The sequence below is a fragment of the Eudoraea algarum genome, from assembly GCF_050589645.1.
GTDB lineage: Bacteria > Bacteroidota > Bacteroidia > Flavobacteriales > Flavobacteriaceae > JBNGOQ01.
Map to the genome: position 1 here is coordinate 325416 of NZ_JBNGOQ010000003.1, position 19580 is coordinate 344995.

A 19580-nucleotide genomic window follows, 5' to 3' on the forward strand; every position below is an offset into this window, starting at 1 on the left:
GAATAAAAATGTGGAGGAGCCTATTGTGACAAACGCCTCCGCATTCTTAGAAATCCGATAATAAAACAACTGTACATAATGAGAATAAGGGACAGGTGTATTCTCCGCGCCATAATGGCGACTCCCATGTCATTGATAATACTGGAATTTTTGATAATCTTTATGGGTAGATATCCCAAATAGAAAATCAACAGCCCCAGGCTTAACCAAAATAAAAGGTCCCTACTTAGGGAAAAGGTCCTGCCGGGATCCCTCAATTGAATGAGGTACAGCACCGAACAGATAATCAATAGGAAACCGCCCACCAAATAGGAATACAGTTGTGATCGTATCATAAAATCCTGGAAAAAGGGATTGATCAAGGCAACAAGCAGAAAGAATATGCCGCTATAACGAATAAAGGCCTTGGCCTTTGCATTTTCTATATAACACCAGTACAGGTACAGGAAATAGAGATAGAAGAAAATGCTATAAATGTTGTAAATGACCATATTGTAAAAGGAATAGCGGTCATTTGCAAAAAGGCTAAATTCCTCGTTATTTAATAAGAGAAAGCCCAAAAGCTCATTGAAGAACGTATAGGCAAAAAGGATGGGCAAATACTTTAAGGGGGTATAATAGTATTTGCGGTAGCGCAATAGCGCTACCGCCACAGTAATACCGTATAAGGGTACAAAGGAATTTTCTAAAAATGTATCTAAAACCCCCAAATTCTTACCTATTTCATTTATGCTCTAATCCTTTAGACTAGTAGGGCGGCGGTGCGGAATTTCCTTCGTTTAGAATAAAGCTTTCATCATCAAAAAAGAGTGGTGAAGCTGCGCTGTTGGACCATTTTATATTGGGGGCAAAAGTAGCATACGACTTGTCATCACCACCGTAAGTGCTGCCCATCCCCTTGGGATCGTATTCGCGAAGGTCATAGGTAAGCAAGACCGTTTCCGCCTTTCCTTCTGTCCTCCTAATAAAAAAACCAAAATCCTTACCGTCCTTTTTGATAGTAGGCATTATGAAAATCGAATTCTGCCTTGGATGTTTCACTTCCCTTCCGCTGTCGAACGCTGTCTTGTCCCCGTAATTGGAGAAGTAGAACCGAAGCGTGGAAATTTCCAAATCCGCTTTTTTTGCTTCCTGCTCAATATAGGCTATATATTGTTTTATGGTCTTAAGATCGTAAAAGGTATATCGGGCGATATCAAAAGTGTCCTTGATCTCCTTTTCTCGGTTTATGGAATCCTCGTATTTTTCTATGAGTCGGGCCCGGCGTTTTGTGTATTCGTTGTAGGTGTCCTTGGCCTGGGCCACACTTACAATTTGCGCTGGGGCCTCCACCGTGGGAGTTTCGTGCTCTTCTCCATGTCCCCCATCTTTCTTTTCCCCGCAGCCCGTTAAACCAAATACAACAACAAAAACGGTGAATACCCGTACCAATGTTCTTTTTACATTTTTCATAATTTAAAATTTTAAGGATTGTTAATGTGTTCCATAGTCGTTTGTGGGGGTACTATTTTCTGCTATTAAAAATAGCATATATTCCCTATAGTTTAACAATAAATGGAATCTATTCGCCAAACGGAGGCTTATAAAACAAAAAACCCCAATAACTTTTAGGCCATTGGGATTTTATCGTTGTCCAAGTTGGTGTCTATTGACTCATAGTCATCAAAAACTCCTCGTTGTTTTTTGTCTGTTTAATACGCTGTTCCATGAACTCCATGGCTTCCACGGGATTCATGTCTGCCAAATATTTGCGCATGATCCACATACGTTGTATGGTGTTCTCATCCAGCAAAAGATCGTCTCTACGCGTGCTCGAAGAGGTGAGGTCAATGGCCGGGAATATTCTGCGGTTGCTGATTTTGCGATCCAATTGCAGTTCCATGTTGCCGGTTCCCTTGAATTCTTCAAAAATAACCTCGTCCATTTTGGAGCCTGTTTCGGTAAGTGCCGTGGCTATAATGGACAATGATCCTCCATTTTCAATATTTCGCGCAGCGCCAAAGAAACGTTTGGGCTTGTGCAGGGCATTGGCATCCACACCACCGCTCAAAACCTTGCCGGAAGCGGGCTGTACCGTATTGTAGGCACGGGCCAAACGGGTAATGGAATCCAGGAGAATTACCACATCGTGCCCACACTCCACCAATCTTTTTGCTTTTTCCAGCACAATGTTGGCTACACGGACATGTTCCGTAGCCTCCTTGTCAAAGGTAGAGGCGATTACCTCGCCACGTACATTACGCTGCATGTCGGTAACCTCTTCAGGGCGTTCATCTATCAACAATACAATTTGATAGACCTCCGGGTGGTTGGCCGCAATGGCATTGGCTATATCCTTCAGCAGCATGGTCTTACCCGTTTTGGGCTGGGACACGATCATACCTCGCTGTCCCTTTCCTATAGGGGAGAAAAGATCCATGATACGGGTAGAAATAGTGCTTTGACGTTCTGCCAAATTGAATTTTTCGTCAGGGAAAAGCGGCGTTAAATGCTCAAAAGCGACCCGGTCTCTCACCACCTGTGGGTCCAGACCGTTTATTTTGTTCACTTTGATCAACGGGAAGTACTTTTCGCCTTCCTTAGGGGGTCTTACGTTACCCAGAACGGTATCCCCAGTCTTTAATCCGAATAGCCGGATCTGCGATTGGGAGACGTAAATATCGTCAGGCGAGGACAGGTAATTGTAATCGGAAGACCTTAAAAAGCCATATCCGTCCTGCATAATATCCAACACCCCTTCACTTTCAATAATACTATCGAACTCAAATTCGGGTTGCTTGTATTTGTTTTTCAGGTCCTTGTCAAAGTTACTGTTCTTTTTGTCCTGACCGTTTTTTTGATGATGGGGCGGTTTCTTGTTGCCCTGGCTCTTATGCTGAGGTGTATTTTTCTGATGCTCTTTTTTGGCCGGTGCATTTCCCTGCCCTTGTTGGTAATCCTGCGTTTTTTTCTCCTCCTGCTCTTTGCTTCCGGTTTGGGGGGGTTCCGTATCTTTTTCCCCATCTTTTGCTCGGGGCCTTGTATCGGTATTCCTTTCCTTAGCTGCCCTTTCCCTTCTGGGCTTGGGTTGTTCGGTTTTAGGCTTTGGGCTTTCCTTGGTTGCTACGGCATTGGGGTTGGAAGCTTGGACATCCAGTATTTGATATACAAGGTCCAATTTTTTAAGGGTCTTAAATTTTGGAACTTTTAAACCCTGTGCAATTTCTTGAAGCTCGGGGAGCTTCTTCGATTTTAAATCTGAAATCTCAAACATTAATTGTTGAATAAGTTATACTTGTCTTAAAAAATATGAAGTGTATCGTTATTTGGGTATTACTGGGGAAAGATGTCCCTTTGGTAAGTGCTATAACTAATAACGAAACAATATTACAAATTATTTTCAATATTTAGGGGATATTTTTGAAAAAGACGCTAATTTTGCCCTTCTATTGTTATAAAAAGCAATGATTCAAAGAATTCAGACTCTTTATATGGTGATAGTCGTCCTGTTGGGCGGTGCCTTACCTTTTTTTGTACATCTTTGGGTCGATGATAAAGGGGGCCAGGTTTTTGCCGGGAACGAACTGTGGATTTCCTTGGTGTTCTACATTTCAGCTGCCTTGGCTTTGTGGGCAATAATTAAGTATGGAAATAGAAAAAATCAATTTGTAATGAACAGATTGAATATGATATTGAATCTTTTTTTACTAGGATTTTTCGTTTACCGATCGCTAAACTTATCCGGAGAAATCGCCATTTCTGAGAAGGGTATTGGGATGCTGATTCCTGTATTTTCTATCGTTTTTTTGGTCCTGGCCAACAGGGCCATAAAGAAGGATGAAGATCTTGTAAAATCTGTTGATCGCTTACGTTAAACCTAACATCTTAGTAGTATTAGTGCGTAAAACCCAGGGGTTGTTCCCTGGGTTTTTTTGCATAGATGTTTCTGGGTCAAGGATGTTCCAAGATGGTCTCCTTGGTGAACCCGTTATTGAATTTGATATTGGAAAGCGTCTGCACAATACTGGGGTCCTCCCCATATTCTCCTTTATCGTTGGGCATAAAATAACTGCGTTTTGTGGCAATCATTTGTCCGTCTACCTCCTCGTATTCGTAATTCGCAATGATTACCGGATCGTTAACGCCCAAAAAGGGCAGTGAAAAATAAAACCGGTCAATAAGTTTGGTCTCCGGATTTACATACAGGATATAGGTGTCGTTCTGTTCCTTGCCGGTAATTTCCGGATCATAGGTCACTTCGAGCTTGTCGTAACTTTTTCCGTCGTACACCTCCTGCCCCTGGTAAGAAGCAAGGGTGCCCTTATCGTTCAGTTTGTAGGGCATCACAAACCAAAAATAATTTGCCCTTCTGAGAAAATCCCCGGTACCCGCGGCTTGCGGGTCTTCTACTTTTTGCCCATCGTGCATCACTAGGGTCTCCGCCCCGTTGAAGAATTGGCTTACCTGGCCCGTGGTTTCCGGCATTACATTGATCTCATGCTTTTCGTAACTACCGTAGGACGTCTCGGAATCAAACATATAACGTTCTGTGGAAACATCGGCCTTGCCGTTGGAAGGATAACGATAATCATAGGTATACTCCACATCTTTCTTCCCCCATAAATCGTTCCAACCGCCGTGCGCGAATTCTATGGATGCTAAAATGCTTTGGGGTTCATCCGTGTTATAGACCGGTGCCTGGACCGCCGCTTTGTGGGTTTCTTGTTGGGCATTTTCCCTTTTAGGGCCTTCTTTACAGGCCGCTGTCAACAGTAGGGAACCCCATACCAATGTTGTAATTAGGTGTTGTGTTTTCATAAAGATGATGGCTTTTGTTTAGAATTTTAGACGGAATACAAAGGCTTTCTTAACATCGTCACAATAAAAACAGGGTATTTTCCGACCAGACCTAACGCTTCCCAAGCTCAATAATCTCCAGATCCTTAATGTCCTCCCCATCGATCCGGAACTGCAACATGGTGCGCATTTGGTGAAAACCATGTTTTCCACAGGCTCCGGGATTCATATGAAGTAGCCCCAATTTTTTGTCCCACATCACCTTTAGAATATGGGAATGTCCACAAATAAATAGTTTCGGCGGATTTTTTCGGATACGGTCGCGCACCCGTACATTGTACTTGTTGGGATATCCCCCTATATGGGTCATCCAAACGTCTACACCTTCACAGAAAAAGCGATTGTCCAAGGGAAATTCCTTCTGAATAATATGGTCATCTATGTTCCCATAGACCCCTCTCAAGGGTTTAAGCGAACCCAAGGTATCGGTAACGCTCAATTGCCCAATATCGCCCGCATGCCAAACCTCGTCGGCTTGTCGTACATATTTTAGGATCTGGTCGTCCATGTGGCCGTGAGTGTCCGAAAGCAGTAGAATACGGGTCATAAAACTTAAAATATGCTTAAATATAAGGGCAATCCATCGCTCTTTCCCAGGATCGCGGTATCTTTAGTCACTCCAAAAATAGCCTATTCATTTGAGATATTTTATCGCTTTTTCTTACTTTGGAAAATCGTATCACGGATGGCAGAATCAACCCAACGCCCTTACGGTGCAAGAAGTGATGGAAGGGGCACTTTCCAAGCTGTTGAGGCAATCTATTGCTCTCGTGGGCGCCGGAAGGACCGATGCAGGGGTGCATGCCAAACAAATGTTTGCACATTTCGATTTTGGGGAACTGCCGGAAGATCTGGTCTTCCGTCTCAACGCCTTTTTGCCGGAGGACATTGCGGTACAGGAGATCTATAGAACGCCAGACCATGCGCATGCGCGTTTTGATGCATTGGAACGTACCTATGAATATTGGGTCATATCCAAAAAGGATCCCTTTTACAAAGAGGCCGCGCATTATATAAAGCACCCCCTAAATGTGGGGGAAATGAACAAGGCTGCCGCTGTTTTATTGGATTATGAGGATTTTGAATGTTTTTCAAAATCCAATACCGATGTAAAGACCTATCTCTGCAAGATTAAAAACGCGGGATGGGAAAAAAGAAACCACAAAATGGTCTTTACCATCACGGCAGATCGCTTTTTGAGGAATATGGTAAGGGCCGTTGTGGGCACCCTGCTCGATGTGGGTTTGGGGAAATCGGGCCTTGAAGAAATGCGGGCCATAATTGAAAGTAAGGACAGGAGTCGTGCCGGGGTTTCAGTACCTGCAAAAGGCTTATATTTAACCCAGGTTGTATATCCTGATAACATCATAGAACAAAATGGATAAAGAAACGGGAAAAGCTTTTGATTTTAGGCTGTTCAAGCGGTTGATAGCCCACACCAAGCCCTATAGGGGCACCTTTTATGGAGTGGTTTTGTCTGCCATACTGCTTTCTGCCTTTGCCGCGGCCACCCCCTTTATTCTTAAGGATATCATTGACGATGCCATTGGACATAACAATGCGGAGCAGTTGTTGTTCCTCATTTTATTGATGCTTGGGGTGTTGTTGGGCCAGGTCATCAGCCAGCTTTTCTTCAACTACTACGCCAATTGGCTGGGCGAGTCTGTGATCAAGGACATCCGCATCGATCTTTTTAGACGTATGATCGGATTTCGAATGAAATATTTTGACAATTCCTCTATTGGTGTCCTGGTGACCCGGGCCGTGTCGGATATGCAACGTATCGGCGAGATATTTAGCCAAGGATTTTTTGTCATCGTGGCCGACTTGCTAAAAATGGTGGCGGCAGCGGCCCTGATGCTCTATATGAATTGGAAGTTGGCATTGATCGTTTTTGGGGTATTGCCCATTATCCTATATGCTACCCGCTTGTTTCAACAAGCCATGAAAGTAGCTTTTATCGAAGTAAGGGCTCAGGTCTCCAATCTCAATTCCTTTGTACAGGAACGCATTACCGGCATGAAGATCGTACAGCTGTTTACCCGGGAGAGCATTGAAAGTGACAATTTTCGTAAAATCAACGAAAAGCATAAAAGAGCTTGGTTAAAAACGGTATGGTACAATTCTATTTTCTTTCCCATAGCCGAGATCGTTACCTCCATTGCCGTAGGTTTGGTGGTTTGGTACGGGGGACTCCAAAATGTTGCCGATCTCGGTGAGAACCTAAAAGGCACTATTTTCGCATTTATTCTGTGCATAGAGATTCTCTTTAGACCTTTACGTCAGATTGCGGACAAGTTCAATACCCTACAAATGGGCATGGTTGCGGCCAACAGGGTCTTTAGGATTTTGGATACCGATAGCCATATTGAGGATATGGGCACCGTTGTAAAAGATGAAATTTTGGGGAACATCAAGTTTTCCGAAGTACGTTTTGGGTATTTGGAGGATGAAGAGGTACTTCATGGCATTTCCTTTGATGTGAAGGTAGGCGAGACCGTGGCCATTGTAGGCGCCACAGGTGCCGGGAAATCTACGATCATCAATCTTTTGAACCGATTCTACGAAATCAACTCGGGCCAGATTTTGGTAGATGGGGTGGACGTTAGGGACTACAGACTATCCGCTTTGCGATCAAAGATTGCCGTGGTCCTGCAAGATGTCTTTTTATTTGCCGATACCATAGCCAATAACATATCCCTTAAGGATAACTCCGTTACCCTGGAGGATATTGAACAGGCCGCGAGACAGATCGGGGTGCACGAATTTATCGCAAGCCTTCCTCAAGGATATCAGTATAACGTAAAGGAAAGGGGAACCATGCTTTCCAGCGGACAAAGACAACTGATCGCCTTTCTAAGGGCTTATGTGAGCAACCCCAGTATTTTGGTGCTCGATGAAGCCACCTCGTCGGTAGATACCTATTCCGAACAGCTGATCCAGAAGGCCACGGAGAAAATTACCGAGGGCAGAACCTCCATTGTCATAGCCCACCGTTTGGCGACCATTAAGAAGGCAGACAAGATCCTGGTCATGGATGCCGGACAGATCGTGGAAACCGGCACCCATAAAGAATTATTGAAAAAGGGTGGCTACTACAGCAAGTTGTACGAGGCACAGTTCTTGGCAGAAGAGGTAGCCTAAGAACTCCATGTAAAAGGCTATCCCGGTCTAAAACTGTCAAGGGAAACGAAGCCGGTAAACAAAAGGACCAAAAAGATAAGGTTTGATACCAGGAAATACTCTACTACGAACAGCAATAGAAAAACAGCGGACCTGAACAGAAACTGACCCAAGCCATAGGAGGTTATCCGTTTGAATACATAGAGCGAATACAGCAGCATAACCAGCACATTGATGACCCCATAGCTGGTATAGGTATTGGGAGCAACCGAAAGCACCAAAATGCTAATGGGAAAGGTGGCAATTGTATAATGCGCCTGTATATAGGTAAAGGAAACCATATGCTCGGAAAATATGTGGCGCTGGGAATTGAACAACAACCAGCTGGGAAAGGCAAGCATCGGGATAAGTATTACGAAGACGAAGGCCTGAAAATCCATGACACTGTCAAAGACGTCCCGGAATACTTGCTGATCGGCACCGATATCAAAGATATCCATACCAATGTCGTCCATAAAGACCTTTCGGATCAGAAAGACCAGAAGACCGGATAGGGTCAGCGCTATCCCAAAATATCCTATGGGATTTAGGTACCGCTTCCGGACACCGTCAATATACCCCATTATCACCACCTCCGGCTTTGTAAAGAGGTGCCAAAAGGTTTTAAGGAAGGTATTGTCCAGGTTAAAGTACCTTTCGGTAATATCGTACCAGAGATTCTTAAAGCTAAGGCGGTTGCGAATAACCTTGGCACCACAATGGGAGCAATACGAGTGGTCTGTTTTTAAGGGTTGGTTACAGTTTTTACATGCCATACAAAGAGGTCATATGAGATCGTCTTTTAAAATGCCGCCCAATTCGGCAAGATCCTTGAACAGCACAAATTCCCCATTTTTAATATAGGAGATGACCCCTGTTTCCTCACTCACCACTAGCGCCAGGGCATCGGTCTTTTCCGTAATGCCCACAGCGGCCCTGTGCCTAAGACCAAAGCGGAGCGGAATGGTCCTTTCGTCGGAAACCGGTAATATGACCCTGGTGGCCACGATAAAATTATTTTCTATGATGGCCGCCCCGTCGTGCAGGGGACTGTTCTTATAAAAGATACTTTCTATAATGGGTTGGGTAACCTCGATATTCATTTTATCCCCGGACGATTTTACAAAGTCGAGCGAATTGCTCCGCTCCAAAACTATGATGGCCCCGGTCCTACTGGCGCTCATTTTTTCACAGGCCCCAAGAATAGCTTCTATGTCCAGATCGGTGACGAGGGGTTCCTGTCTTAAAAATTTGAAGTGCCTGATAAAGCTGCGTTTTTTGGCAAAATTGGTGGAGCCGATCATCAATAGAAATTTCCGGATCTCTTGCTGAAATACAATGATAAGGGCAATTAAACCAACCTGCATAAACCCGCCCACTACACTACTGATCATTTTCATATCAAGCAATTCGGTCAGTTTCCAAAAGGCCCAAACGATAACAATTCCTATAAAAATATTGATGGCCACCGTACCTCGAACAAGTTTGTAAATGTAGTAGAGGAGTACCGCAACCATAATGATGTCTATAATGTCGGTAACCCTAAAGTCCAAAAAATTTAAAAAATCCAAGCCAAGCGGTTTTTGTAAATTTAGGAAATAAGCCCTAATAAAATCAACAATTTCCCTGTTTTAATTCCTCGGCCAGCAGCACACATTCCTTAGCTTCCCGCACATCATGCACGCGTAAAATATGTGCACCCTGCTGTAGGGCGTACATGTGCAGGGCCGTTGTGCCATTTAGGGCTTGTTGTGGATCGGTTTCCAAAAGCCTGTAAATCATCGATTTTCTGCTTAGCCCAGCAAGAATGGGAAGGTCAAAGGTTTGGAGCAGTGCTAATTTCCGCAGCAGCTCATAGTTCTGATCCAGGGTTTTTGCAAACCCAAATCCAGGATCTAGGATAATGTCGTTGACACCTGCGGTCGTGGCCAAAGCTATTTTCTGCGAAAAGTAATGACATATCTCTACCAAAAGGTCGGTATAGTTCGTTTGCTGTTGCATGTTTTGGGGTGTTCCCTTCATATGCATCATAATATAGGGTGCCCGGTACACTGCCACGGTCGGAAACATTTCGGTATCTAAACTCCCGGCCGAAATATCATTGATTAGGGCCGCACCCTTTTCCAAACAGGCCGCTGCTACCTTGCTTCTAAACGTATCAATGGATAGCAGAAGTTCCGGGAATTCCTTTTGCAACAGGGTCACCACGGGAACGATGCGCTCTAACTCGGTTTCTTCGGGAACATGGGCCGCACCAGGTCTGGAACTATAGGCCCCCAGATCAATAAAATCTGCACCTTCCCGGACCATTTTTTCCACCTGGCCAAGGATCGTGGTGGTATCCCTGTACTTGCCCCCATCAAAAAAAGAATCGGGGGTAAGGTTCAAAATACCCATGACCTTTGGGGTCTTCAGATCAATAAGGTTTCCTTTGCAATTGATGGTCATAGGATATGTTTGGCATATGGCCTGTCCAGGATTTCCAACGCTCCCGCATAAGTAAGAATAAAAATTCTTGAACAGGTGAAAATTTTAAGCGAAATTTACGCAAATTACGAACAATACATGCAACAGACCTCGGAACAGTACGATGCTGTTATTACTAGCTGCAGGGATTTATTTTTAAAGAAGATGAAAGATTACGGCAGCGCCTGGCGTATTTTACGTCTCCCTTCCCTTACCGATCAGATTTATATCAAGGCACAGCGTATACGGAGTTTGCAGGAAAATCCCATAAGAAAAGTGGATGAGGGCGAACGTTCGGAGTTTATTGGCATAATCAATTATTCGATTATGGCACTTATACAGTTGGAAAAAGGTATTGCGGATCAACCGGATCTCTCCGAGAAGGGAGCGCTAGATCTGTATGACAAATATGTAGCGGCTACCAAAGCACTTATGGAAGATAAAAACCATGATTATGGCGAAGCGTGGCGCGATTTGCGAGTGAGCTCCCTTACCGATTTGATTATCCAGAAACTGTTACGTGTAAAGCAAATTGAAGACAACGAGGGAAAAACGCTGGTAAGTGAGGGTATTGATGCCAATTATCAGGATATGATCAACTATTCCGTCTTTGCGATGATCCACCTGAATGAAAACAACAAATAGGATGAGGATACTGGTGACCCTTTCAAGAATCATTGTAGGTATATTGTTCATTATCAGCGGCTTTATAAAGCTCAACGACCCTGTGGGTTTTTCCTTTAAGCTGGAGGAGTATTTTAGTCAAGGGGTGCTGGACCTACCTTTTTTAATGCCCTATGCCCTTGCCATATCGCTTTTTGTAGTGATTTTGGAAGTGGTTTTGGGGGTGATGCTCTTGGTGGGATTTCGGGTGAAATTTACCGTATGGAGCCTGCTACTGATGATTGTTTTCTTTACCTTCCTTACCTTCTATTCGGCCTATTTCAACAAGGTGACCGACTGCGGCTGTTTTGGGGATGCCATTAAGTTGACCCCATGGGAATCCTTTACCAAGGATGTGGTGCTCTTGTTCCTGATTCTGGTACTTTTTATTGGGCAAAAACACATCACTTCTGTTTTTAGCCCTATGGCAAAACGGATCATCACCGGACTTGCCTTGGTAGGCTGCGTGGTTTTCGCCAATTATGTGCTGAACCATTTGCCCGCCATAGATTTTAGACCGTACAAGATTGGCGCGAACATAGAAGAGGGCATGGGGGTGCCAGATGATGCTCCCAAAGCAATTTATGAATACGCATGGCGATTCAAGGTGGGGGGTACCGAAAAAATTGTGGTTACGCAGGGGGAATATCCTTCTGTGGATGGTGAATTTTTGGATGTGGAGACCACCGAAATACAGGAGGGATATGAACCGCCCATACACGATTTTACTATCGAAAAAAATGGTGAGGACCAAACAGCTTCTTTTCTACAAGAGGAAAAGTTGATCATGGTGGTGGCCTATGATTTGGCGAAAAGCGAAGGGGATGCTTTTGGAGATATTAAAAAGGTTACAGATACGGCCAGTAAACAAGGATATACGGTGATAGGGATGTCCGCATCAGGCGGGGCATTGGTTTCGCAGGTCGTGGCAGCACATCAGCTGGATTTCGATTTTTATTTTACCGACGAGACCACCTTAAAGACCATAACCCGTTCCAACCCGGGTATCCTGGTCCTGAACAGGGGCACTATTGTTGAAAAAGTACACTATAACGATTTGGAAGATCTAAGGCTTGATTAGTTATACTGTTTGGAGTTTGTGGTTAATTTGAAATATGGCGAGAGTAGATAGGATTGAGGATTTGGGAGAGGGGGAAAATAAGGAATTCAATAATTTCATAAGTTATTCGAAGGAATCTTGCACCGAGTTTAAATCACAGCTGTACAGATGCTATGATAAGAACCTGATCGCAAATGAAGCGTTCAAAAAAGGCATTGAGCTAATCGAATTTGAAATAAATAAACTAGGAGCTTTTATGAACTATCTTCGCAACTCGGAGATAAAGGGCCAAAAATTCAGATAACATTCCACCTAGGAAATAACACTAAACACCAAACATAACAACATCATGAGAAGTAAAATAGTTGCAGGGAACTGGAAAATGAACAAAAATCTGGCGGAGACGGAAGCACTGTTAACGGAACTTGCGGCCAAACTTCCGGACACCGAGGCCGAGGTCATGGTGGCACCCACCTATGTAAACCTCAGTGGGGCCATTCGTACGCTGGAAGGCTCTGCCATTCAGGTCATTGCACAGAATATGCATTTTGCGGATAGTGGTGCGTATACCGGGGAAATTTCTGCTGATATGCTGATACATATCAGGATAGATACGGTTATTCTAGGACATTCCGAACGCCGGGCCTATTTTGGGGAGGACGATGAAATCCTCGCGAAAAAGGTGGGTACTGCCTTGGAGAAAAATATGCGCGTCATGTTCTGCTTTGGGGAAGAACTGGAAGATCGAAAATCGGGCAATCATTTCTCCGTGGTGGAAGCGCAGCTTAAGAACGCACTCTTTGACCTGCCATCCTCGGCTTGGGGCAATATTATATTGGCCTACGAGCCGGTCTGGGCCATAGGGACGGGAGAGACCGCTTCCCCGGAACAGGCGCAGGAAATGCACGCCTTTATCCGTAAGACGATTGCCGAGGCCTACGATACGGCCATAGCCAACCAGGTTTCCGTGTTGTACGGTGGTAGCGTAAAGCCTTCAAATGCCGAGGAGATTTTTTCCAAACCGGATGTGGACGGAGGGCTGATAGGAGGTGCTTCTCTGGTGGCGGACGATTTTGTGGCGATTATCAAGGCCATTTAACCCCATGGAAAATAGCTATTTAGAATATCGCTTTACGGTAAACCCGGTGCAGCCGGGAACCGATATTCTCATAGCGGAATTGGGCGAGGCGGGATTTGAAAGTTTTGTGGAAACCGAGGATGGTGTCCTGGCCTATATTAAGAAGGCCGATTGGAGGGAGTCCATGGTGCAGAACCTCAGGGTGCTACATGGTTCTAGTTTTGATATTGGCTACAGCGCTAAGGAAATAGCACAGCAAAACTGGAATGCGGTTTGGGAAGCGAGTTTTGACCCTATCCAAGTGGGCGATGACTGTGTGGTCCGTGCCCCTTTTCATGAAAAACCCCAAGTACAGTACGATATTGTCATAGAGCCAAAAATGAGTTTTGGCACAGGCCACCATGAGACCACCCATCTTATGATCACCCATATGTTGCACAACGATTTTAAGGGAAAATCTGTTCTGGACATGGGTAGCGGTACCGGCGTATTGGCCATTCTTGCCGCCATGAAGGGTGCAACCACAGTAGATGCCATGGATATAGACCATTGGTGCTATGTGAATGCCCTGGAGAATATAAGGCGGAACAACTGTGGCCACATCAAGGTGTATGAGGGCGATGCCACCCTTTTGGGAAAGCGGACCTACGATACCATTCTGGCTAACATCAACAGAAATATATTATTGGCGGACATTCCCACCTATGTGGCTTGTCTCCGTCCTTCGGGCAGTCTTTTTTTAAGTGGTTTTTATACGGAGGACGTTTCCCCGATTGCTAAAAAATGCACCGAAGCAGGCATGATGCTTAAGAGTCGGTTGCAAAAAAATAACTGGGTGGCACTGCACTTCAACGTTCTTAAATAAAACTTAAAATTTAACATCTGGACCCATAGCTTCCCCCGTACATAAGGTAAGTATTGTAAGTAAATTCCTCAAATTTCAAAATTTATTTTAACCTAAACACCTTATGTACCATGAAGAATTTAAAATCCCCCTTACTTTTCAGTATTTTTTTACTTTTTTTAATATCCTGCCAAAAGGATAACGAACCGGATGTAACCGAACCCCAGATTGCGGAAGAACCTGCAGAGCAGGCAGCTCCCTTGGAAATAACGGACAAGGTGGTAAGCTTGTTGAAGCGGAATTTTTACAATGCCGGGGAAATTGAGGTTATCGACTTTCACCTACCCGATGGCAGTGTGGAACAGCGGTATCTGATTGAGGACGATATCACCTTCACCCAGGCCCAACTGGAAAGCATGGAGCAATTGGAGACCACCGATAAAAATTACTACACCAACAATCTGGTAAGTCCTAGGACCCTCACGATCATAGGATATACCGGAGGAGAAGGTTTTGGGCTCTCCAACAAGGAGCGCACGGCACTGCAGTGGGCCGTGAACAATTACAACAATTTAAACCTGAGCATCAATTTTTCGCTGTCCTTCGGCACCAATTTTCAACCTAGGGATATGGTGGTATACCATAACCCCAACCGTTCTGGTAGTGGAGGATCTGCTGGTTTTCCCAGCGGTGGCAATCCCAATAAGTTTGTTCAGATCTTTGGGTTGGATGCTTTCTCCACGAATGTGAACGAACATGTTATTACCCATGAGATCGGACATTCTGTGGGCTTTAGGCATACAGACTGGTTTAGTCGCCAAAGCTGTGGGGAAAATATCAACGAAGGCGTGGGTAGTATCGGTGCCAACCCCATTCCCGGCACCCCAGATGGCTATGACCCCACCTCTTTGATGTTGGCCTGTTTTAGCAGTAGTGAGGATGGGGAATTTAACAACAACGATATCATTTCACTCAATTTTCTCTACTGAGATAAGTACCCCTGGAGTTTGTTTACAATACTGTAAAAGTGCCCTTAAAGGGCACTTTTTTGTGCAGCACACTCGTTTTTTTTGGCTTTTTTAGTATTTAAAAATTGTTATATTAGTACAAAATATCTTGTCTATGGGCACTAAGGAAAAACTTTCTGAAGAGCTGCTTTTAGAAGAAGAGACCCTAAAGCAGAACGAAATTGTCCTGTTCAATGACGATGTAAATACCTTTGAGCACGTTATTGAGACCTTGGTGGATGTCTGCGAGCACACCCCGGAACAGGCAGAACAATGTTCGCTCATTGTACATTACAACGGCAAGTGTACCGTTAAGACAGGTGAGTACGATGATTTAAAACCGCGCTGCAGTAGATTGTTACAAGCTGGACTGAGCGCCGAAATTGTCTAATTTCCCGGATTACGTTTGGAAACAAATCGGGTAGTCCTAGGGAACTTTTTGTTTAAAATTTCACTTGTTCGTCCTTATCCCAAAGCCCCCAATACGCCCCAACATCGCCTTCTGCCCCTACTTTCCACGATTCGTCAAAGGATGAAAAGTAGAATACTTCGATATTATCTTCCTCTGACCATTTTATTGTGTTCATAAAATATTTCAAGGCGTTTTCGTAGGACGGGAAGGCACCTTCCAGACTTGTCCCTTGACTGGGCCAACCTGTTTCCGAAATGATGACTTTCTTCCCATTACCGGCTTTGAGCGCTCTTTGAAACATATCTTTCATATACAGTAGGGAATAATCCAGGTCACAGCCTTCCCAAAAGGGATAACAATTGGCTAAAACAACATCACAAGCCTCGGTTATCCTGGGTCGTTCCGTAAACTCGTAGTAGGCATCCACATAACCCACCGGGATGTCTGGAACGGCCTCCTTAACTTGCTGCATAAAACCCAATAGTTCATCTTCTGTTAGATCGCCCCGTAGCATAACTTCATTCCCTACTGCGGCTATATCCACATAACCTTCATTGGCCAAGTGAATAAGGTTTTCCACTTCTTTTTTATTGATCTTTGGGTCGTCGCCCAACCATGCTCCCACCAACGTTTTGATACCGAATTCCCTAGCGATACGGGGAATGGCTTCGTTTCCCTCCGTACAGGAAAAAGAACGGATCCACTTGGTGTAGGGCGCAATGATTTCCATTCTTCTGCGTATTTGGTCTTCCGAAATTTGGTCTCCTGGCTTCTGCCCCTCTGTATAGGGACTAAAACAGAGACCGTGCATGCCTTCTTCCAAGACTTGTTTGCAGAGACTTTTTAGTTCTTTTGTGGTCTTACCCGCGTAGTCCAAAGCGGCCAACGCCAAAAATTTTTCTTTTCTATTTGACGACATAGTGTTCGTTTAAATTGTACTATTAGGTTTATTCAAATTTAGGTTAAAGTTCACCTCTTCGCTCGACTAATTCGGCTTTAATTTCCTTGGCTCTCTTTTCGCTAAGGCTATACTTCCACATCACCCATATGGCAAGTGCTGCGGTAAGCGATGGAATTATGATATCGGCAACTCTAAGTCTGTTCATTGTATCCAATGTTTGCTCAGCGACATTCGGGTCAAATCCAACGATTTTCAATATTAATCCGCCTAAAACAAGTGCAATAGCTTGGCCCAATTTAACCATCCACCAGTAAATAGCGCCAAAAGTACCCTCTTTTCTAGGCATGCCGTTATTTAACTCATCCAGATCGCAAACATCGGCGGTCATGGACATCATCAATGTAAATAACCCACCCATTCCGAAGGCAAATAACGGAATTGGGACGAAGATAAGCCATGGAATTTCACTGCCGGGGTCTATGCTAAACCATGACATTCCAATGTTATCCAATACGGGGTTTAACGACTCGAAGAGCGAACCTACCGCTGAGTTTAGTCCTTTCCCGAATCCAGTTTGATTGAACTCATTGTTCAGTTCTTTATCAAACCCCCACCATTTTAGAAGATAGCCAACAACTGATAAAGCTGTGGATATTATAAAAGCCTTTCTTTTTCCCCATTTATTCGCCATTCTTGAAATAATAGGTATCACTAAAAAGGCGGTGATCATGGCATTGATTGTGTTAAACCACGCAGGCCACGTACCGGCTAGTTCATAACTACCGTTGTACATATAAAATACAATGATGAAAACACCGAATGCCGCTACCAGTTGAAATCCATTAAAAACTAAAAACGTGGCGGCACAAAGTTTCATAAAAGGCTTGTTTTTAGAAACTTGAACAATACCAACAAACAATTCTTTCATGTTGGAAGCAAGTGTTCTAAAATTAATTTCCTTTCGGTTCTCCATATTTGCGGAATCAATTCCTCTACAAAACAAGGCTGGAAGAATTCCAAATACAACGCACATGGCACCTACAATAAGGGCCATGGTACGAACACCTTCCGTTTGCGTATTAAATGTGTTTGAGTCCGGAATAATTACATACAACCAAGGCACGATCATCCAAGCAATTTGCCCCATACTGTTGGCAAAACTCATCAATCGCGTTCTTTCATTATAATCAGACGTCATTTCATAGCCCAAACCTACCAATGGTGTTGCGAACATGGTGTTTCCAACAAGGAACAGGATTTGTACAATCATGACATGCCAGATAATGTATGATTGTGAGGCATTGTCATCCAACTGCCACATTAAAAAGAAGAGTATACCGCTAATGATAGCTCCTAAAAAAATGTAGGGTCTTCTTCGTCCCCATTGCGACTTTGTATTGTCGGAAATAAAACCCATTATCGGGTCCGTTATGGCGTCAAATATTCTTGGCAAACCTCCTAAAAGTCCGGCCCATAACGGGTCAACTCCCCAAGCTGTAAGTAAGAAGAACTGAATAAAAACACCTAGCGTGCCAGGTAAGATATTCAGTATAAAATGACCTGCTCCAAAGGCTGCTTTTTGCCCAACAGGGACTCTATCTTTTCTGGTGGTTTTTACATTTGACATAATGATCGTGTTTTAGTTAGTATTCGTTGGTTTTTTTATCACCACAGTTTGTATTGCTTGTGCACCTATGGATATTCGCTGAGTGCTTTCTCCCAAAATGAGTTCAAAATTCTTTGCTTCCAGATCCTGGTTTAAAAGCACTACAACAATGGATTCGTCTGGATTTTTGACCGCAGTAGCCATTAAGGAGTCATCCGAGTTTTCAAACCCTATGCGCACAGCACCAGGTCTTATGTATTTACTAAAATGGGTTAAAGTATAGTATATGGGGGTAAAGTATACTTCATCTTTTTCTGGGTCGACAATGACCGGTGCCACACACCAATTTTTAAACCAATTGGGCCCGCCCTGTCTATCCAGGACCATATTCCAGTCTACCCAGCCGTCTACCCAATTGTTTAGGCAACCAATAATGTCTCGTGCATAGCGGTAGACCGGTGCATATTTGGGGTGCAAGTGTTTTTCATGTTCCGGTGCCCAATCCCAGCCCCAATCCGTTGCTTCTTTAGACCAATACCAGGCATCATCATTCCATTTGGGCACTTCGGCATCCACGCAGGCTTCGGACTGTATCAGGTGTTTTGTGGGAGCGGCATTATGCGCAAACTGTAGCGATTCCGGGAACCAATCAAAGGTGCTGGCATACCAATGTATGGCAGTACCATCAAAGTATTTGGAGGACGCTTCGTCCTGAAACATAACCTTGACCCATTCGTTTAGCTCATCCCCACGGTTTTGATCATAGCCGAGTATTTTAACCTCATGCCCGTCCGATGCCAGCTTTGGGCCTAGATGATGCTGTACAAAATTGGCCATCTCCTGGGGGGTATAATGCATACTTTCCCAGTTGTTGTTATTGCCCAAAGGCTCATTTTCAACCGTAAAACCCCATATGTCTATACCCTCGGCCTTATAGGCGTCTATGTATTTCGAGAAAAACAAGGCCCAGGTATCGTAATATTCGGGCAACAGCTTGCCACCCCTCCAATCATTATTATCCTTCATCCACGGTGGCGCGGTCCATGGCGATGCCAGGATTTTGAAACCCTCCCGGGAGGCTACCATGGCTTCTCGAATAAAAAAGATAATATCATCACGATCTTCTTCAATGCTGAAATGTTCAAGTTCCTTATCTCCTGCAACTGGGGCATAAGAATAATTGCTCAGCGAAAAGTCGCAGGAATTCATATGGGTTCGTGTAAGGGAGTATCTGGCCCCGCTATCACCGAAGTAGGCCTCAATGATCTTTTTGCGGTTCTCCCCACCCAATTGGTTCAACAGATATGCCGAGGCTTCCGTAAAGGAGCCGCCAAATCCGGTAATGGTCTGGAATTTTTGCTCCGGTAACAATGTAATTTTCGATTTACCCGTTTCCTCGGGAAATTCGGTAACGGGGCTTAACTTATTTCCCGCTGCCGAAGTTTCATAAACTTCGACGTCCAACTTTTTTTCGCTACAAGCACTTAACATCACGGCAACTATCAATATAAAGTTAAATTTGTTGAATCGGTCCATTGTTCTAAT

At 44.2% G+C, this 19580-nt stretch carries 21 protein-coding genes; 10 read left to right on the forward strand and 11 right to left on the reverse strand.

Features of this window, described 5'->3' with window-relative positions; translation table 11 throughout:
- Positions 1 to 20: 20 nt before the first annotated feature.
- The 3 genes from ACRD67_RS12145 to rho form a co-directional block, all read right to left on the reverse strand.
- Positions 21 to 653, reverse strand: a complete 633-nt coding sequence (locus tag ACRD67_RS12145) for a hypothetical protein (RefSeq protein ID WP_430967420.1) — start codon at positions 651 to 653, stop codon at positions 21 to 23.
- A gap of 94 nt (positions 654 to 747) precedes the next feature.
- The gene (locus tag ACRD67_RS12150) at positions 748 to 1452 is read right to left on the reverse strand and encodes a hypothetical protein (protein ID WP_430967421.1); all 705 of its coding nucleotides are present in this window, start codon (positions 1450 to 1452) and stop codon (positions 748 to 750) included.
- A 193-nt stretch (positions 1453 to 1645) separates the two neighbouring features.
- A complete protein-coding gene (gene rho, locus ACRD67_RS12155) occupies positions 1646 to 3253 on the reverse strand; it encodes a transcription termination factor Rho (protein WP_430967422.1) in 1608 nt (535 codons plus the stop codon).
- Positions 3254 to 3443: 190 nt separating this feature from the next.
- On the opposite strand from rho, the gene ACRD67_RS12160 reads away from it, so the two are divergent.
- Positions 3444 to 3854, forward strand: coding sequence for a DUF4293 domain-containing protein (locus tag ACRD67_RS12160; RefSeq protein WP_430967423.1), 411 nt, complete (start codon positions 3444 to 3446; stop codon positions 3852 to 3854).
- A gap of 76 nt (positions 3855 to 3930) precedes the next feature.
- Here ACRD67_RS12160 and ACRD67_RS12165 read toward each other — a convergent pair whose 3' ends face one another.
- On the reverse strand, positions 3931 to 4797 hold the full coding sequence (locus ACRD67_RS12165; protein WP_430967424.1) for a DUF6503 family protein: 867 nt from the start codon (positions 4795 to 4797) through the stop codon (positions 3931 to 3933).
- 91 nt (positions 4798 to 4888) lie between these two features.
- On the reverse strand, positions 4889 to 5383 hold the full coding sequence (locus ACRD67_RS12170) for a metallophosphoesterase family protein (RefSeq protein WP_430967425.1): 495 nt from the start codon (positions 5381 to 5383) through the stop codon (positions 4889 to 4891).
- Between the two features lie 91 nt (positions 5384 to 5474).
- Between ACRD67_RS12170 and truA the strand changes: the two genes are divergently transcribed.
- Together truA and ACRD67_RS12180 are read left to right on the forward strand one after the other, a co-directional pair.
- The gene (gene truA, locus ACRD67_RS12175) at positions 5475 to 6221 is read left to right on the forward strand and encodes a tRNA pseudouridine(38-40) synthase TruA (RefSeq protein WP_430967426.1); all 747 of its coding nucleotides are present in this window, start codon (positions 5475 to 5477) and stop codon (positions 6219 to 6221) included.
- A complete protein-coding gene (locus ACRD67_RS12180) occupies positions 6214 to 7980 on the forward strand; it encodes an ABC transporter ATP-binding protein (protein WP_430967427.1) in 1767 nt (588 codons plus the stop codon). The genes truA and ACRD67_RS12180 overlap by 8 nt, the downstream gene beginning before the upstream one ends.
- 17 nt (positions 7981 to 7997) lie before the next feature.
- Here the strand turns inward: ACRD67_RS12180 and ACRD67_RS12185 are convergent, their stop codons facing one another.
- Genes ACRD67_RS12185 through folP form a run of 3 tightly spaced genes read right to left on the reverse strand, consistent with a single transcriptional unit; the run spans position 7998 to position 10446 of the window.
- Positions 7998 to 8774, reverse strand: a complete 777-nt coding sequence (locus ACRD67_RS12185) for a DUF3667 domain-containing protein (protein WP_430967428.1) — start codon at positions 8772 to 8774, stop codon at positions 7998 to 8000.
- Between the two features lie 9 nt (positions 8775 to 8783).
- The gene (locus ACRD67_RS12190) at positions 8784 to 9569 is read right to left on the reverse strand and encodes a diadenylate cyclase (protein WP_430967429.1); all 786 of its coding nucleotides are present in this window, start codon (positions 9567 to 9569) and stop codon (positions 8784 to 8786) included.
- A gap of 43 nt (positions 9570 to 9612) precedes the next feature.
- A complete protein-coding gene (folP, locus tag ACRD67_RS12195) occupies positions 9613 to 10446 on the reverse strand; it encodes a dihydropteroate synthase (protein ID WP_430967430.1) in 834 nt (277 codons plus the stop codon).
- A 117-nt stretch (positions 10447 to 10563) separates the two neighbouring features.
- Between folP and ACRD67_RS12200 the strand changes: the two genes are divergently transcribed.
- From ACRD67_RS12200 to ACRD67_RS12230, 7 genes are all read left to right on the forward strand, one after another.
- On the forward strand, positions 10564 to 11109 hold the full coding sequence (locus ACRD67_RS12200; RefSeq protein ID WP_430968040.1) for a DUF1599 domain-containing protein: 546 nt from the start codon (positions 10564 to 10566) through the stop codon (positions 11107 to 11109).
- A gap of 1 nt (position 11110) precedes the next feature.
- On the forward strand, positions 11111 to 12208 hold the full coding sequence (locus ACRD67_RS12205; RefSeq protein ID WP_430967431.1) for a BT_3928 family protein: 1098 nt from the start codon (positions 11111 to 11113) through the stop codon (positions 12206 to 12208).
- A 34-nt stretch (positions 12209 to 12242) separates the two neighbouring features.
- Complete coding sequence (locus tag ACRD67_RS12210; protein WP_430967432.1) at positions 12243 to 12491, forward strand: four helix bundle protein; 249 nt, start codon at positions 12243 to 12245, stop codon at positions 12489 to 12491.
- Positions 12492 to 12536: 45 nt separating this feature from the next.
- Positions 12537 to 13286 carry a triose-phosphate isomerase gene (tpiA, locus tag ACRD67_RS12215; RefSeq protein ID WP_430967433.1) on the forward strand — a complete coding sequence of 250 codons (750 nt, stop codon included), beginning with the start codon at positions 12537 to 12539 and terminating at the stop codon, positions 13284 to 13286.
- 4 nt (positions 13287 to 13290) lie between these two features.
- Positions 13291 to 14130, forward strand: a complete 840-nt coding sequence (gene prmA / locus ACRD67_RS12220) for a 50S ribosomal protein L11 methyltransferase (RefSeq protein ID WP_430967434.1) — start codon at positions 13291 to 13293, stop codon at positions 14128 to 14130.
- A gap of 110 nt (positions 14131 to 14240) precedes the next feature.
- Entirely contained in the window at positions 14241 to 15098 is an 858-nt protein-coding gene (locus ACRD67_RS12225) for a M57 family metalloprotease (RefSeq protein WP_430967435.1), read from the forward strand.
- A gap of 133 nt (positions 15099 to 15231) precedes the next feature.
- Positions 15232 to 15507, forward strand: coding sequence for an ATP-dependent Clp protease adaptor ClpS (locus ACRD67_RS12230; protein WP_430967436.1), 276 nt, complete (start codon positions 15232 to 15234; stop codon positions 15505 to 15507).
- A 52-nt stretch (positions 15508 to 15559) separates the two neighbouring features.
- Here ACRD67_RS12230 and ACRD67_RS12235 read toward each other — a convergent pair whose 3' ends face one another.
- From ACRD67_RS12235 to ACRD67_RS12245, 3 genes are read right to left on the reverse strand one after another with little or no spacing between them, the layout of a single operon-like run.
- On the reverse strand, positions 15560 to 16447 hold the full coding sequence (locus tag ACRD67_RS12235; RefSeq protein ID WP_430967437.1) for a glycoside hydrolase family 17 protein: 888 nt from the start codon (positions 16445 to 16447) through the stop codon (positions 15560 to 15562).
- Positions 16448 to 16490: 43 nt separating this feature from the next.
- On the reverse strand, positions 16491 to 18056 hold the full coding sequence (locus ACRD67_RS12240; RefSeq protein WP_430967438.1) for an MFS transporter: 1566 nt from the start codon (positions 18054 to 18056) through the stop codon (positions 16491 to 16493).
- A gap of 12 nt (positions 18057 to 18068) precedes the next feature.
- Positions 18069 to 19571 carry a glycoside hydrolase family 30 protein gene (locus ACRD67_RS12245; RefSeq protein ID WP_430967439.1) on the reverse strand — a complete coding sequence of 501 codons (1503 nt, stop codon included), beginning with the start codon at positions 19569 to 19571 and terminating at the stop codon, positions 18069 to 18071.
- Positions 19572 to 19580 lie beyond the last annotated feature (9 nt).

Coding starts and splice junctions, on each gene's coding strand:
- ACRD67_RS12150 (WP_430967421.1), bottom strand. CDS start 1,452: ATGAAAAATGTAAAAAGAACATTGGTACGGGTATTCACCGTTTTTGTT.
- rho (WP_430967422.1), bottom strand. CDS start 3,253: ATGTTTGAGATTTCAGATTTAAAATCGAAGAAGCTCCCCGAGCTTCAA.
- ACRD67_RS12160 (WP_430967423.1), top strand. CDS start 3,444: ATGATTCAAAGAATTCAGACTCTTTATATGGTGATAGTCGTCCTGTTG.
- ACRD67_RS12165 (WP_430967424.1), bottom strand. CDS start 4,797: ATGAAAACACAACACCTAATTACAACATTGGTATGGGGTTCCCTACTG.
- ACRD67_RS12170 (WP_430967425.1), bottom strand. CDS start 5,383: ATGACCCGTATTCTACTGCTTTCGGACACTCACGGCCACATGGACGAC.
- ACRD67_RS12180 (WP_430967427.1), top strand. CDS start 6,214: ATGGATAAAGAAACGGGAAAAGCTTTTGATTTTAGGCTGTTCAAGCGG.
- ACRD67_RS12185 (WP_430967428.1), bottom strand. CDS start 8,774: ATGGCATGTAAAAACTGTAACCAACCCTTAAAAACAGACCACTCGTAT.
- folP (WP_430967430.1), bottom strand. CDS start 10,446: ATGACCATCAATTGCAAAGGAAACCTTATTGATCTGAAGACCCCAAAG.
- ACRD67_RS12200 (WP_430968040.1), top strand. CDS start 10,564: ATGCAACAGACCTCGGAACAGTACGATGCTGTTATTACTAGCTGCAGG.
- ACRD67_RS12205 (WP_430967431.1), top strand. CDS start 11,111: ATGAGGATACTGGTGACCCTTTCAAGAATCATTGTAGGTATATTGTTC.
- ACRD67_RS12210 (WP_430967432.1), top strand. CDS start 12,243: ATGGCGAGAGTAGATAGGATTGAGGATTTGGGAGAGGGGGAAAATAAG.
- tpiA (WP_430967433.1), top strand. CDS start 12,537: ATGAGAAGTAAAATAGTTGCAGGGAACTGGAAAATGAACAAAAATCTG.
- prmA (WP_430967434.1), top strand. CDS start 13,291: ATGGAAAATAGCTATTTAGAATATCGCTTTACGGTAAACCCGGTGCAG.
- ACRD67_RS12225 (WP_430967435.1), top strand. CDS start 14,241: ATGAAGAATTTAAAATCCCCCTTACTTTTCAGTATTTTTTTACTTTTT.
- ACRD67_RS12230 (WP_430967436.1), top strand. CDS start 15,232: ATGGGCACTAAGGAAAAACTTTCTGAAGAGCTGCTTTTAGAAGAAGAG.
- ACRD67_RS12235 (WP_430967437.1), bottom strand. CDS start 16,447: ATGTCGTCAAATAGAAAAGAAAAATTTTTGGCGTTGGCCGCTTTGGAC.
- ACRD67_RS12240 (WP_430967438.1), bottom strand. CDS start 18,056: ATGTCAAATGTAAAAACCACCAGAAAAGATAGAGTCCCTGTTGGGCAA.
- ACRD67_RS12245 (WP_430967439.1), bottom strand. CDS start 19,571: ATGGACCGATTCAACAAATTTAACTTTATATTGATAGTTGCCGTGATG.